A 14,739-nucleotide genomic window follows, 5' to 3' on the forward strand; every position below is an offset into this window, starting at 1 on the left:
GTCTAGCGCGTGCTCTGAACTCGGTGCCGTATCGCCGGGATGAAACCGCCCGTTAAAAAGATACGGATGAAAAAATGCGCCTACCCTACCCCAGCCCTAAGCTAAGCGCCAGTAGCAACCATGGTGTAGGGAGAATCCGTAGATTTTAGGCAACCAAGGTTATATTTCAGGTAAATAGTAGCTAGACACTAGACTGCCACCAGCGTTACAGCAACCCAAAAACGATTGAGACAAACAAAGCGCCCCCACCAAAGAGGCGGGGGCGCAGTGAGCTAACGCACTGTTTTAGCGCTTACGCGGGGTCTTTCGACGACCGGCAGTACTAGCGGGTTTCGCCGTTGGCTCAGTTGACTCCTCGCCATTGGAAGACGATTTAGAGGTCGCTTCAGTTGCTGGCTTAACGGATGCCAATTTAGCGGCTTCTGCAGGCTTAGCTTCTGCAGGCTTAGCTTCTGTGGGCTTATTGGCTGCTGGTTTAGCTGTAGCAGCGGTCGCTTTAGGCTTTGCGGCTGCTTTAGGCTTAGCAGGCACGGCTTCAACCTTGCCGGCGGTCTTCTGGGCAGCGGCGGGTTCAGTAGTTTTTACTGGCTTACTGGGCCTGGCTTTATCAAACAGCGCTTTAACTTGAGCAAAGCGCTCAGCGGCATGCTCTGAGAGCTCCCCGCTAGCGGCGAAAACGTGCTCCAGGTGGCTCACATGGCCATCGATATCGTCATTGCTCTGCCCTGCGAGCAAATTAGGCAGCGAATTCAACGCCTGCTCGCGATCCAGTTTCAAGATAAAGAACTGCTCACGTACCAAGTTTTTAAAATCACTCAGCTTGATACCCGGTTCAAGCTCTGCACGGGAGGCGCGCAGCCGCTTAAAGTTACGCTCATCCGTGGCGGGGGCACCACCCAGTACATAGATAAGCGAGCGCATGACTGCTTCATGGGCGCTGCCTTTTGCGATCTTATCGCGCAGCTCTTCCTGACGCTGTTCAATGAAGCGACGATGCTCGGGCTCAGCGCCTGGGCGGCGACGATGTACATGGGCATCGCCATAGAGGCCAACGGCGGCCTGCAGCAGTGGCTGACCGTAGATATCCATAAACATTTTTTCAGTGCTGCTATCACGCAGATCGCGCATCGCATTGAGGCTGGCGACCAGTTGGTCAGAGCCCATGGTTTCAAGCGCTTTGAATAGATTGTCTTGAGAGACCGGATGACGGTTTTTACGCACCGATTCGGCCATCACCGGTAGCGGTACAGAAAGCGGGTTACGATCTGAAAGCAGCTTGTAGCCCAAGCGAATCGGATGCATACGACGAATAAAGCGGGCAGCTTCCGGCGTCATAATGGCTTTTAGCCAGGGCTGCATAAAGAGCCGATACAATCCCAAATTGATTTCCGAGATACGCGCCACGGTGGCAAAACGACGGTCATCCTCCGGCTTGTGCATTACTGCCTGATCTAACTCTTCAAAATTACGCGGCATAAATTCGAGCAAATAATCACGCTCGAAAAGCTCAGCGTCTTCGCCCTTTTCGGCCGGGGATATGGAGGTCTCATACAGGCCTGGCGGCAGTACGTCGATGTAATCCATATTAGCGGTGAATTCGGTATGCTCTTTGCGCGACACACTGCCCGAAACAAATATGCCTAAGTGACCGGTGGTATCGTGCTGGCAATAGACGATGGTTTGCTCGTTGGCGATGATGTCGTCGGTGTTCTCATATAGATCACGAATCCAGCCAAGGGCTTGGGGCGGCGGGGTAATATCGTCCCCACGCGAGCAGAATACCACCACTGGCGAGCGCACGTTACGCAGGTCGATGCGGCGTCCATCACGGGTCACCAGCTGCGCGGTAGAGAGTCGATTACCGACAAACAGGTTATCGACAATATACTGAATCTCTTCACCGCCAAGTACGACGTGACCGCCCCACCAGCGTTCAAAATCGAGGTATCGGCCCGCTTCGGTATCGATGTTGTCGTAAAGGTGATACTGCTTTTTCCAGTAGGTATTAGCCGGGTTCAAGCGCTCAAAATTCTGCACCAGCCACGCGCCGTCAAACAGGCCGTCACCAATATCACTCGTCAGTGCGGTAATCCAGCTGCCCCCGGCCATACCGCCGGTATAGCGCATCGGGGCTTTGCCGTGCTCACCGGCCCAGTAGGAGAGCGGCGCACCGGCAATCAGGATAGGTCCGAATACGTCCGGCTCTAACGCCGCCGCCATCATGATTTGCCAGCCCGCCTGGCAATTGCCCACCACCATCGGTTTTTCGGTGGTTTCGGGATGAAGCTCGATCACATGGCGCAGAAAGGCAATTTCCGACTCAACCACGTCTTCGACAGTTTGGCCCGGCTCTGGAAACGGCAAAAAGCCAATAAAATAGCAGGGGTGTCCCGCTTTGAGCGCCACGCCCAACTCGCTGTCCGGCTTAAATCCACCAATCCCTGGCCCGTGTCCCGCACGTGGGTCCACTACCACAAAAGGACGCTTTTGAGGATCAATGTCTGTCCCTTCGCGAGGCAACACGCGCAACAGCTCATAGTTGGTCGGCCGCGGTAATGTACGACCATCCATCAGCACTTCGGTATCAAATCCCAGCACATTGGGCTTGGTTTGCTCCATGTGCTCAAGGTATTGATTACCCCGTTCGCGCATCACATCCAGATAGAGAACGCTGCGCTCCATGCTATCGCGCCAATAACCAAAAGCGGCGCGCCCAAATCCAAACGGGTCGAAAACAGCAGCGATCGCATCACTACCAGGCGTGGTGGAATCATTTTTGTGCTGCAACCAGGCGTTTGTAAAAGCGCTGACTGGAAACATAGATGTGGTCAAAGGATTGGCAAGAAAGTTCATAGGGTCTCCCATTGGGTTGATGCACAAGCACCAGACCCGAAAGCAATGATGCTGCAATGCAATATAGTCTAGGCCACTACGTGCGCGGCGTCGATCATTAACCCTGATAATTACGCCTTATGCGACTAATGAGGCCCTGTTTAGGCAGTGCCAAAGATTCAGTGGTAGCATGCTTTGCCCTGGCGATGAAGCCTGATTTTGATATTAATTCCTACGTCGATATAGGACGTTGACTACGAGGTTGCCATGTCATCCCCTAATCTGATCTATCGCCTTACATTTAGACAGCTGCAGGTCTTCCAGGCAGTACATCGGCAGCGCTCTTATTCTCGTGCGGCTGATCAACTGGGGCTTACCCAGCCGGCGGTGAGCGCGCAAATACGTCAGCTTGAACAGGTACTGGGCCAGCCACTGTTTAACTATGCGGGCAAAACACTCCACTCGCTTCCTGCCGCCGATACCCTCGCCCACTCGACGCGAGAAATATTTGGCCAGCTGTCGCGGCTGGAAATGAATTTATCGGACATTAACGGCAAAATAAGCGGCGAACTCAATATCGCCGCGGTTTCCTCGGCCCAATATGTAGTGCCCTACTTACTCGCCCGTTTTCGTGCCCACTACCCTGAGGTACACGTGCGCTTAAAGGTGTGCAACCGCCGCCAGGCACTTGAACGGCTGACCGAGCAGCAGGATGATCTGGTCATTATGGCAATGGTTCCTGAAGATGACCGCTTAGTCGTCATGCCGATTATTGATAACGAACTGATCGCCGTGGTCTGGCCCGATCACCCGCTGCTTTCGATGCCGCAACCCTCGTTAGCAGACTTCGCTCGCCACTACGTGCTAATGCGCGAACCCGGCTCTGGTGTGCGCAATGCCTTTGAGCAAATGGCCGCCAACCAGCAGGTCGCCCTTCCCCACTGTATTGAGCTAGGCACCAATGAAGCGATCAAAGGCGGTGTTATGGCCCACTTGGGTGTCGCCGTGCTGCCGCGCTTGGCGGTACAGCTGGAGCTAGAGCAGGGGTTGCTTTTTGAACTGGGGTTGCCAGATTTTCCCATCCACCGGTCTTGGTGCACGGTCTATACCCGAGAGCGCTTACCCACTCCGGTTGCTGAGCTCTTTTTAAGCTTTGTTCGTGAACACTTACCCGACTACCGCCGCCATTTTCAGGCACCTTCAAGCCCCTTGCCCAGCCACGGTGTCGCCTGTTTACCAATACTTTCACCCTGAAGGCGAGTAACGGTTTACGGTGTCTTGTAGACACCGAGATATGTTACATTAGTGGTAACTAGCGCGATTAAATCTTGGGCGCACTTCGTATTAATTAGGTAACAATTGGCAGGCTTGGAAGGATCAACGCCCTTTCATGCCTTCGGCCTACCGCACAGAAGAGAGGCTCTGTCCCTATGAGCAATAACCCCTCGCAGCGCGTGTCCAGCGGTGAAAAATACCGTAATGAACATGGCATGTCGGTGATCAAGGATGGCATGAAGCAGCGCAAAGCGCAGCCAGAGGCCCCTTCTGTTGAGCTTGAACGCAAACCCAAGTGGTTACGGGCGCAGATCCCTGGGGGCGAACGCTTTGAGGCGGTCAAGAAAAATGTTGCCACCCATCGGCTAAGCACTGTTTGCGCTGAATCCCACTGCCCTAACATGGGCGAATGCTGGAGCAACGGCACCGCCACTATCATGCTAATGGGCTCGGTATGTACCCGCGCCTGTCGATTCTGCGCGGTGGATACCGGCAACCCCCAGGGGTGGCTAGACCACGAAGAGCCTGAAAACACGGCCAAGTCGGTTGAGCTCATGGGGCTGCGTTATATCGTCCTCACCTCGGTTGACCGTGACGACCTCGACGACGGCGGTGCCACCCACTACGCCAACTGCATCCGCGCGATCAAGGCGCGCACGCCAGAAGTGGTAGTGGAAGCTTTAACGCCCGACTTTGACGGTGAACTGACCGCGATCGAACGCGTCGTCGATTCTGGCCTGCAGGTATTTGCCCAGAATGTGGAGACCGTCGAACGGCTAACTGGCCGCGTGCGTGACCGGCGGGCGGGCTACCGCAAAACCCTCGATGTACTCGCCCATGCCAAGCGCTACCGCCCTGACATCATCACCAAAACCAGCCTGATGCTGGGCCTGGGTGAAACCGACGAAGAGATTTTGCAAACCTTTGACGATCTTCGTGAGATCGGTGTGGACATCGTCACACTCGGCCAATACCTACGCCCGACCAAAAACCACCTATCGGTGGAGCGCTGGGTGACGCCTGAAGAGTTTGATCGCTACCGCGAGATTGGCCTGGAAAAAGGCTTTATGGAAGTACCTTCTGGCCCGCTGGTACGCTCCAGCTACCGCGCGGATCGCGTGTTCGAGAAAAATAACCTAGGGCTCGCCTCACCTGCAGCGATTCCCGGTCAGGAGCAGGAAGCGAACCCCAACCTGATTCCGGCAATGAATGTGGGTTAACACCCAACCGCTCAAGCCGCTATCAACCACGATTAAGCTTTCAAACACGATTAAGAGGGCAGCCCCCTCTTAATTGTGTTCATTTCTGATTATAACGGCCATTCCTGACCTGTCACCAAACCACGCTTTAAACGCATCGCTAATGCTTCGGCCAGTTGTTCCCCTACCCGATGGTCGCTTGGCAATGCCACCAAGTCAGCCAACTTCGTCATCGGCATACCCGCATAGCCGCAGGGGTTAATGCGCAAAAAAGGCGCCAAGTCCCCGTCTACATTTAACGCCACGCCGTGAAAGCTAGCACCCCGCCGAATACGCAGGCCAAGTGAAGCAATCTTCGCCTCACCTGCTTCCGTCATCACATAAACACCGGGCGCATCGGGCCGTGCTCGGGCGCTCACACCATAGTGGCTCAACACATCAATCACGGCATTCTCCAATGCAGTGACTAAATCACGCACGCCTATTTTACCCCGCCGCACATCCAGCAGTGGGTACAGCACCACCTGCCCCGGCCCGTGGTAAGTAACTTGCCCCCCGCGATCAACCTGCACCACCGGAATATCACCGGGCAGCAGAAGATGTTCAGGCTTGCCAGCCTGCCCTTGGGTAAACACCGGGTCGTGCTCGACCAGCCAGAACTGGTCAGGGGTTTGCGCATCCCGTGTATCGGTGAGCGTACGCATCGCCTGCCAAACCGGCAGGTAGGCTTGGTGACCCAAATCGTGTAACTCAATCGGTACGGCGTTGTCCACGCTCACACCACCATATGCACACGGCCAGTAGCCTTGAGGTCGTCGAACAACTCTTTAATATGCTGCTCTCCGGTCGCTCTTATCACCACACGTACCGATTGAAAACGGCCATTGCGGCTATCGACCACCTGCATCGCTGTTGCATCGAAATCGGGGTCATGACGCACAATTACCTGGCACACACAGGCAGGAAAATCTTCGGCGGCATCACCGACAACTTTTAACGAGTAATCACAGGGAAAAGTGATCTTAGGCGGCTCTTGAGCCGCCGGTTGGCGCAAATCACGCAGCCCCTGAGGAGCATCTTTTTTCATAACAAGCCTATTTCGCAAAGATACCGCTCACGATGGAACTCATCAGTGTTCAGTTCGTAGAGCGGATTAATCGGTAAAATTACTAATCAGATTACTAAAAAAGCGCTGCACCTGATCGAACAGACGCTTGAAAAGACCACCCTCTTCGATGTTTTCCAGCGCGACCAAACGACGCTCACCGACCACTTCGTCACCTAAATGCACTTCCAGCGTGCCGACCTCGTCACCAATGGCAATCGGTGCCTGCAGATCTGGGTTGAGGTTGAGACGCGCTCGCAGCTCCTCGTTGCGGTTGCGCGGCAGGGTCATAAACACTTCTTCATCCACCCCAACACGCAGCTCATTGTTTTCGCCGCCCCAAACCCGCGGGGTTGCCAGTACGGCGCCGCGCTCATAGAGCTTCATGGTTTCGAAAAAGCGAAAACCGTAGCTGAGCAGTTTTTGGGTTTCTTGGGCGCGCGCTTCATCGGAATTGGTGCCCATTACCACTGAAATCAAGCGCATATCGTCACGCTTAGCTGATGATACCAGGCAGAACCCCGCTTCCGTGGTCCAGCCGGTTTTCAAGCCATCCACGGACGGGTCACGCCACAGCAGACGGTTACGGTTGGGCTGGTCAATACCACCATAGGAGAACGTACGATGGGAGTAAATTTCGTAGTGATCGGGGTAATCATTAATGATGTGCTGAGATAAACGCGCCAAGTCATGGGCCGTTGAGTAGTGATTTTCGGCGGGCAAGCCAGTGGCATTCTGGAAGTTGGTATTAACCATGCCCAAACGGGTGGCATGTTGGTTCATCAAATCGGCAAACGGCGTCTCGCCACCCGCCAAGTGCTCTGCCATGGCGACGCTGGCATCGTTACCCGACACAATAATGATGCCGTGGAGTAGATCATCCACCGACACTTGATCACCCACCTCAATAAACATTTTCGAGCCGCCGGTACGCCACGCTTTTTCACTAATATTGACCATATCATCCGGCTTGATAGTGCCACGATTAAGCTCACGCTCTACCAAGTAAGCCGTCATCAATTTGGTCAAACTCGCCGGAGGCAAACGCTCATCGGAATTGTGCTCGGCCAAGATACGGCCACTGTTAGCATCCATCAGAATCCACGAACTTGCCGCTAACTGAGGGGCTGAAGGGATAATGTTCTGCGGCTGTGGAATTACCGGTTGAGGCGTTGACTGGGCACTGGCAGGCACGGCAACCGTCGCCATAACAGCAAAGAGGCACAGGCGTGCAGAGCGACCAATGGATGTAAACACGTTCATAACGTCAGTCTCACTTACTTGAAAGCTTACTTGAAAAGCTTATTTGTAAAAAACGGCGGCGCGTAAGACGCGCCACAGGAAATAAACAGGGATGAATTATCGCACAACAAAGACCTGGGGAAACCCTGCTTGGCGCAGTGTTTCTCGCGCTTGGGGTTCTTGGCTTGGAGCAATGGGCCCCACTTGAACACGATAAACGTCAGCGTCGCTCATAATACGCACCGCGTGGGGCTGCTCACCTTGTAAACGCTGCTGCAACTGCTGAGCGCCTTCAGAATTACCCAGCGCCGCAATCTGTAAATACACAGCGTCGCCTGCTTCTTCTTGGCTTGGCGCCGACTGAGGTGCTGGTGCTTGTGGCGACGGAGCGGCCGAATGGGTTGTAGGCGCCGCCGGGCGATCAGCCTCACGGGGAGTGTTTGCAGCCACTGGCCGTGCCTGTTCAGATACCCTTGCTTGTTCGGATGCCCTTGGCTGAGGAGCAGCGTTGCCGCTCCCGCCATGCTCGGCTAGCCACTGCTCAGGGTTGATCGCTTCAACTTTAACGGATCCGGTACCATTATCGAGAAAGCCCAGGCGTGCAGCGGCCGCGTAAGAGAGATCGATCTCCCGGTCGCTATGGAAGGGACCACGGTCATTCACTCGGACGATGACCGACCTCCCGGTATCCAGGCTAGTCACCCGCGCAAAAGTGGGCAGAGGCAGCGAACGGTGCGCCGCCGACATTTTATACATGTCGTAGATTTCACCGTTTGACGTTGCGTAGCCATGAAATTTTTCGCCATACCAGGATGCGGTACCGCGTTTCTCATAGCCCGTTGCATCCGGCAGCACGTGGTAGGTTTTCCCCCACACTTCATAAGTTGAGCGATTGCCTGTACGGGAGGGCTGCTCAATACGCGGCTCAGCGTCAGGCACCTTGGCAACATCCGGTGGCTCAAGCGGATAGGCATCACCGCTCATGGCATAGCGACCACCGCTAGTATTGGCCGCCGCTGGAGCAGGTGCTGACGCTTGATTAGCGGAGCTGGGCGCGTCTACTCGCTGAGTATCATTACTAGCACAGCCGCTGACCAGCGCCAATAAGGCAATCGCTCCGCCCGCTCGCTGGGTCATCGTCAGTTTGCTTTTCATGCCCCGTCCTCGTGTAGCTTATCGTGCCGTTCGGCAATCGCTTCGGCCAACTCGGCGACGGCCATGGCATAGAGGTGACTATGGTTATAGCGGGTAATCACGTAAAAATTATACTCGCCAAACCGGTAACGCGTCTCCCCATTGGCGAACTCGAGCGCCAGCGGCACCACCCGCAAACTATCATCGAGTGGCTCGTCAGGCTCAAGCCCATGCGTGGCCAACTGAGCAACACTCACCGCGGGAGGCGATGTTTGATTAAAAGAGAGCTCCTGCAGAAGTTCAACTGGCATGACGTCAGGCCCGCTGGCCTGGTGGTAGATATCCCCCTCCGGCTGCCAGTTGTGCTCGGCAAAGTAATTGGCAACGCTGCCAATGGCATCGACCGGGTTTTCCCAAAGATCACGCCGTCCATCGTCGTCAAAATCGACGGCATAAGCTTGATAACTGGTGGGAATAAATTGCGGGTAACCCATGGCGCCCGCGTAAGAGCCGCGCAGCTCAGTAGGGTCGACCTGCTGCTCATAGGCGATGCGTAAAAAGGCCGCTAGCTCACCGCGAAAAAAGGCTCCTCTTGTCGGGTGATGAAACGCCAGCGTGGCCAGCGAGTCCAACACGCGGTGCTCGCCTTTGTGCCGTCCATAGTAGGTTTCAACACCAATAATGGCGGTAATGACTTCCGCGGGTACGCCGTAGGTGCTTTCCGCTCGCGCCAAGGCATCAGCATGCGCGTCGATAAATGCTGCGCCTTCGTCAATACGCTGCTGGGTCAGAAAAATAGCGCGGTACTCATACCATTTTAGGCGGCGCTCAGCGGCCCCTTCCATCGCATCTAACACGCTTTGGGTATAATTCGCCTGCTGCAGGATTTCTTCGAGCCAAGCTTGGGGCAGGCCTTGCTCGACCAGCTCTTCCATTAGCGCCTGACTGTCAGCATTTTGTTGGGGTGCAAAGTCCTGATCGGCAAATGCCGCGGTCGTTGCCCAATACATCAACGCGGCCAACACATAGCAGCTCGTCTTCCCTTGAACCTTTTTCATTGGTTCTCCACTCCTGAGCTATTCATTCCACAATCATCCATGCCTGAGCTTTCCATTGACGAGCAAAAATTGACAAGCAAAATAGACGTTTGAGCAGGGCAATGTCGCTAGCGTGATAGCAGCCGACGATGCGCATGTATCGACATGAGAATACCGAAACCCGCTAACAAGGTCACGCTTGAGGTACCGCCATAACTCACTAACGGCAGCGGCACGCCCACAACAGGTAGAATGCCACTGACCATCCCCATATTGACAAACACGTAGATAAAAAACGTCAAAATGATACTGCCCGCCACCAACCGGCCAAACGTATCCTTAGCAGCGCTAGCCATCCACAGTCCACGACTAATAATTAGTAGGTACAGACACAATAGAACCAGCATACCTACCAAACCAAACTCTTCACCCAAAACGGCAATAATGAAATCCGTATGCCGCTCAGGCAAAAACTCAAGCTGTGACTGGGTACCCTGCAGCCATCCTTTGCCCCATAGCCCACCACTGCCAATGGCCGTGGTCGACTGGATGATATTCCAACCAGCGCCTAGCGGATCGCTCTCTGGGTTTAGAAACGTCAATACACGCTGGCGCTGGTAGTTATGCATATTCATCCACAGCAGCGGTACCGCCGCCGCGCCCAACGCGGTAATAAAGCCGATTAACCGCCACGACAGGCCCGCTAACAGCACCACGATCAGGGCAGCGCTAGACACCAGCAGCGAGGTGCCTAAATCAGGTTGGATCGCCGTTAGCACCACAGGAACGCCAATGATGACCCCGCACACCACGATATCACGCAGGCGCGGCGGCAATTCGCAGCGATTAAGATAGGCCGCAACCATTAACGGGGCCGCCAGCTTCATCATTTCCGATGGCTGAAAACGAATCACCCCAGGAATCTCTAGCCAACGCTTCGCCCCCATCCCCACATCCCCGACCACATCAACGGCCACCAGCATGGCGACGCCAATGCCGTAGGCAAGCGGCGCCCAACGCAGAAAAGTCGACGGAGAAAATTGGGCAATGATGACCATTCCCACCAGTGCAATGCAAAAGCGCATGCCCTGGCCAATTACCGCATCAATGGATTGTCCTGATGCGCTGTACAGAACGACTAAACCGCTTCCCATAAGCACTAGCAGCAAGCCGAGCAGCCAGGGATCAAGATGGATCCGTTCCCAAATACTTTTACGCCGGGCAATGCCACTCTCGGGTGGACGTACAGGATGGCCACGCATCGAACGGGCTATATAATGCCAAGGCATGGTTTAGTTCCCCTCCACATTGGCATCATCCTCTTCCAACACTTCACGCACTTCCTCTACATCGGGTGCATCCTCTTCAAGTAACCAGGCATCGGTCATGGCACGGGCCAAGTGAGCCGCATGGGTACTACCGCCGCCGGCGTTCTCAACAATGACAGACACGGCAATCTGAGGATCTTCCAGCGGCGCAAAGGCCACAAACAGCGCATGATCACGTAACCGTTCAGCCAGCTCATCGGCGTTGTAACGTTGATCCTGACCCAGCGAAAAGACCTGCGCTGTCCCTGATTTACCCCCCATGCGGTACTCAAGGCCCACACCGGTGCGCCGGGCCGTGCCTTCAGTACCGCTAATGACTTTTTCCATACCGCTGAACACACGATCCCACCAGCTGTCGTTGGCGAGCTGAATATCATCTAACGTATCGGGCAGATCGAGTGGCACCGTAGTATCACCAATTTGACGCGCCAGCCTCGGCTTCACCCAGTGGCCGCGATTGGCCAGGGTTGCCATAGCGCTGGCAAGCTGGAGAGGTGTTACCTGCCAGTAGCCTTGCCCGATCCCCACCGAGAGGGTTTCACCGGGGTACCAGGGCTGGTTAAAACGCCCGCGCTTCCAGTCTCGCGAAGGCATTAACGCGCCGCTCTCTCCCTGCACGTCATGGGCTACACGCTGGCCAAAACCAAAATTGCTCATTTGATCATGTAAATCATCGATGCCTAAATCGTGCGCAAGGGTATAAAAATAGGTGTTATTAGATACCGCTAACGCGCGTTCTAAATCTACCCGCCCGTGCCCCCAACGCAGCCAGTTGCGGTAGCGGCGGGAATCATTGGGTAATTGGTAATAGCCGGGGTCGTTGATGGTGCTGTCTGGGGTGATAACCCCTTCGACCAAACCGGCCAGCGCCAGGAAGGGCTTAATGGTAGAACCCGGCGGATAGTGACCGCGGGTCGCACGATTAAAAAGGGGTAAATCAAGGTCTTGCTGCAAACCACGGTAGGAGGCGACATCAATGCCGGTGACAAACTGATTACTGTCAAACCCCGGCGTCGATACCATGGCAAGAATTTCACCCGTTGCTGGCGCAATGGCCACGATAGAGCCGCGACGACCATCCAGCAATTCATAGGCCAGCGTCTGCAGCGACTTATCCAGCGTTAAGGTCAGGTTCTTCCCTGGCACCGGGTCGGTTCGACTAAGCTCCCGCAATACCCGGCCTCGGGCGTTGGTTTCTACTTTGCGCAGGCCTGCCTGACCGTGCAGTTCCTCTTCATAAAAGCGCTCAACGCCGGTTTTACCGATAAAGTGGGTACCCGCGTAACGACCCGCATCCAGCGTTTCCATCTCTTCAGCATTGATCCGCCCAACATAGCCTAATGTATGCGCCATGATTTCGGCATCGGGATAAAAACGCAGCGGCTGAGCCTCTATTTCAACGCCAGGCAGGCGGTAGCGGTTTACTGCAAGGCGGGCAATTTGCTCTTCGCTTAGGTCACTGGTGAGTAACGCGGGCTGGAAGGGACGCTGGCGTTGGCGGGAGCGCACATTGAACGCCTCAATCTCTTCTTCAGGCAGTTCGAGCAGGTCGACCAACAGCGCCAGGGTTTCATCTAGGTTATCAACACGCTCGCGCACCAACGTAAGGTTGTAGGTGGGCCGGTTTTCAGCCAGCAGCACGCCGTTACGGTCATAGATCAAGCCACGATTGGGCGGTAACGGCTCAACGCGTACCCGGTTATTTTCGGAACGCGTGCTGTACATATCATGCTGAACGATCTGTAAATAGATTAGGCGTCCCGTGAGCAAACTAGCCAGCGTCAGCACCACTAACACCGCCAGCAGCGCTCTAACACGAAAAATACGCAGTTCTTGCTCGGAGTTTTTTAGCGTGTTGGGGCGCTTGGGCATAGCAACGATGACTCTCAACTCAAACAATCAAATCAGACAAAAGGCGCAGCAGGCTATAACAGTGATCACTCACCGTCTCAGTCAGCCGTTAGCGGTGATAAGGATGACCTATCAGTAATGTCCAGGCGCGGTAGAGCTGCTCGGCCAACATAATCCGCACCAGCGGGTGTGGCAGCGTTAACGGAGAAATCGACCACGTTTTATCAGCCTTCGCAGAGAGCGAAGGCTCAAGACCGTCCGGCCCACCCACCAGCAAGACAACATCGCGCCCAGCCATACGCCAAGCGTCGGCTTCTAGTGCCAACTGCTCGGTGGTCCAAGGTTTACCTTTGACTTCCAGGGCAACTACGTATTCGTCGCCCCGCAGTTTATCGCGAATACGCTGTGCCTCTTGGGCACGCGCTTTCGTGATATCGGCGTTTTTGCCACGCTGGCCGAGGGCAATTTCTTCTATTTCGAGATTAAAATCTCTTGGCAGCCGCTTGCGGTAAGTGTCGACGCCCTCTTCTACCCACCCAGGCATTTTACCTCCCACCGCTAACAGCCGAATCCTCATGACATGCCGGCTCGCTCTTGAAAACGCTCAAGAGACTCGCCAATTGCACCCGAGTCACTGGGTAAGTCGGCCCACAGGCGCTCTAAGTCATAGAGAGTGCGTGCCTCAGGCATCATCACGTGGACAACAACATCGCCCAGGTCAACCAGCACCCAATCGGCGTTATCGCCACCTTCAACGCCCAGCGGCCCAAGCCCAGCGGCCTTGGCTTTTTCCACGACGTTTTGTGCCAGCGCCGCCACATGGCGTGTTGAAGTGCCGCTGGCAATCAACATGAGGTCGGTAACCTCGGTTAATTTCGCAACATCCAACTGCGTAATGTCACGTGCTTTCAGTTCTTCTAGCGCGTCAACCGCTAGATTTTTCAATGTATCGATGTGCATGACTCCTAAAGACAACCTTATTGGTTAATCGGTCAATAAAGCCGGCCATTGTAACGGCTTCTTTGATGACTGCCAGCGCTATTCACGCTATCGATAAAGACCGCCCTGCTCAATGGCCTTTTCGACGGGGTCTGGCAGCAAATAGCGCACGCTTTTACCGGCCTCCAAACACTCACGAATGTAGGTCGCAGAGATCGCCATCAACGATGGCAGTTCCAACGCCAGGTAGCTTCCGTAGGGCCGCTGCATTAACGCCTCTACGCTATCGACTCTGCGATGCTTCACCAGTTCCGTTAATGATGCCGGCAGCGCATCGCCATAGCCAGGCCTGGCAATCACCACCAGGTGGGCAAGCTCAAACAGGCGCTCTGGCTGGTGCCACTGGGTGAGTCGTAAGAAGGCATCAACCCCAATCGCCATCACCAAACGCGCCTGTTCACCGTATTCAGCGCGCAGCTCGGCCAGCGTATCGGCACTGTAAGAAGGACCGTCACGGCGCAATTCACGGTCATCGGCGACCAGCCCCGGGGTCCCCGCGATGCCCGCTTCTAACAATCTTAAACGCTGCTGGGCGGAGACCTGGGGCTGTCCACGTAACGGCGGCTGCTGGGCGGGTATCATATGCAGCCGATCAAGCGACAGCGCCTCATGCAGCTCTACCGCGCTGCGCAAATGCCCCAAATGAACAGGGTCAAAGGTGCCGCCTAACATGCCAATACGTTGCTGCGTTTTACTCATACCAGCTCTCTATTTATACCAACACCCTTCATACCAAC

Annotated in this window: 13 protein-coding genes; 2 read left to right on the forward strand and 11 right to left on the reverse strand. The window is 55.1% G+C overall.

What is annotated here, in order from left to right; genetic code table 11:
- Positions 1-285: 285 nt before the first annotated feature.
- On the reverse strand, positions 286-2,853 hold the full coding sequence (locus ACT3UM_RS13860) for a DUF3141 domain-containing protein (protein WP_498899668.1): 2,568 nt from the start codon (positions 2,851-2,853) through the stop codon (positions 286-288).
- A 246-nt stretch (positions 2,854-3,099) separates the two neighbouring features.
- Between ACT3UM_RS13860 and ACT3UM_RS13865 the strand changes: the two genes are divergently transcribed.
- Both ACT3UM_RS13865 and lipA read left to right on the forward strand, forming a co-directional pair.
- Positions 3,100-4,086, forward strand: a complete 987-nt coding sequence (locus ACT3UM_RS13865) for a LysR family transcriptional regulator (RefSeq protein WP_498899670.1) — start codon at positions 3,100-3,102, stop codon at positions 4,084-4,086.
- 176 nt (positions 4,087-4,262) lie between these two features.
- On the forward strand, positions 4,263-5,327 hold the full coding sequence (gene lipA, locus ACT3UM_RS13870; RefSeq protein ID WP_144813393.1) for a lipoyl synthase: 1,065 nt from the start codon (positions 4,263-4,265) through the stop codon (positions 5,325-5,327).
- An 89-nt stretch (positions 5,328-5,416) separates the two neighbouring features.
- Here lipA and lipB read toward each other — a convergent pair whose 3' ends face one another.
- From lipB to nadD, 10 genes are all read right to left on the reverse strand, one after another.
- Positions 5,417-6,079, reverse strand: a complete 663-nt coding sequence (lipB, locus tag ACT3UM_RS13875) for a lipoyl(octanoyl) transferase LipB (RefSeq protein WP_498899673.1) — start codon at positions 6,077-6,079, stop codon at positions 5,417-5,419.
- A 2-nt stretch (positions 6,080-6,081) separates the two neighbouring features.
- Positions 6,082-6,393, reverse strand: coding sequence for an HP0495 family protein (locus tag ACT3UM_RS13880; protein WP_498899675.1), 312 nt, complete (start codon positions 6,391-6,393; stop codon positions 6,082-6,084).
- A gap of 66 nt (positions 6,394-6,459) precedes the next feature.
- A complete protein-coding gene (locus tag ACT3UM_RS13885) occupies positions 6,460-7,674 on the reverse strand; it encodes a D-alanyl-D-alanine carboxypeptidase family protein (protein WP_498899677.1) in 1,215 nt (404 codons plus the stop codon).
- A gap of 96 nt (positions 7,675-7,770) precedes the next feature.
- Positions 7,771-8,808 carry a septal ring lytic transglycosylase RlpA family protein gene (locus tag ACT3UM_RS13890; RefSeq protein ID WP_498899679.1) on the reverse strand — a complete coding sequence of 346 codons (1,038 nt, stop codon included), beginning with the start codon at positions 8,806-8,808 and terminating at the stop codon, positions 7,771-7,773.
- Positions 8,805-9,845, reverse strand: a complete 1,041-nt coding sequence (gene mltB / locus ACT3UM_RS13895; RefSeq protein WP_498899681.1) for a lytic murein transglycosylase B — start codon at positions 9,843-9,845, stop codon at positions 8,805-8,807. The genes ACT3UM_RS13890 and mltB overlap by 4 nt, the downstream gene beginning before the upstream one ends.
- 107 nt (positions 9,846-9,952) lie before the next feature.
- Positions 9,953-11,113 carry a rod shape-determining protein RodA gene (rodA, locus tag ACT3UM_RS13900; protein WP_498899683.1) on the reverse strand — a complete coding sequence of 387 codons (1,161 nt, stop codon included), beginning with the start codon at positions 11,111-11,113 and terminating at the stop codon, positions 9,953-9,955.
- A gap of 3 nt (positions 11,114-11,116) precedes the next feature.
- On the reverse strand, positions 11,117-13,024 hold the full coding sequence (gene mrdA / locus ACT3UM_RS13905) for a penicillin-binding protein 2 (RefSeq protein ID WP_498899685.1): 1,908 nt from the start codon (positions 13,022-13,024) through the stop codon (positions 11,117-11,119).
- An 88-nt stretch (positions 13,025-13,112) separates the two neighbouring features.
- Positions 13,113-13,580, reverse strand: a complete 468-nt coding sequence (gene rlmH, locus ACT3UM_RS13910) for a 23S rRNA (pseudouridine(1915)-N(3))-methyltransferase RlmH (RefSeq protein WP_498899687.1) — start codon at positions 13,578-13,580, stop codon at positions 13,113-13,115.
- Entirely contained in the window at positions 13,577-13,963 is a 387-nt protein-coding gene (rsfS, locus tag ACT3UM_RS13915; protein ID WP_007112938.1) for a ribosome silencing factor, read from the reverse strand. Before rsfS ends, rlmH begins: the two co-directional genes overlap by 4 nt.
- A gap of 87 nt (positions 13,964-14,050) precedes the next feature.
- Positions 14,051-14,701: a nicotinate-nucleotide adenylyltransferase gene (nadD, locus tag ACT3UM_RS13920; protein ID WP_498899689.1), complete on the reverse strand. Its 651-nt coding sequence runs from the start codon at positions 14,699-14,701 to the stop codon at positions 14,051-14,053.
- Positions 14,702-14,739 lie beyond the last annotated feature (38 nt).

The organism is Halomonas sp. AOP13-D3-9 (assembly GCF_052379125.1).
GTDB lineage: Bacteria > Pseudomonadota > Gammaproteobacteria > Pseudomonadales > Halomonadaceae > Vreelandella.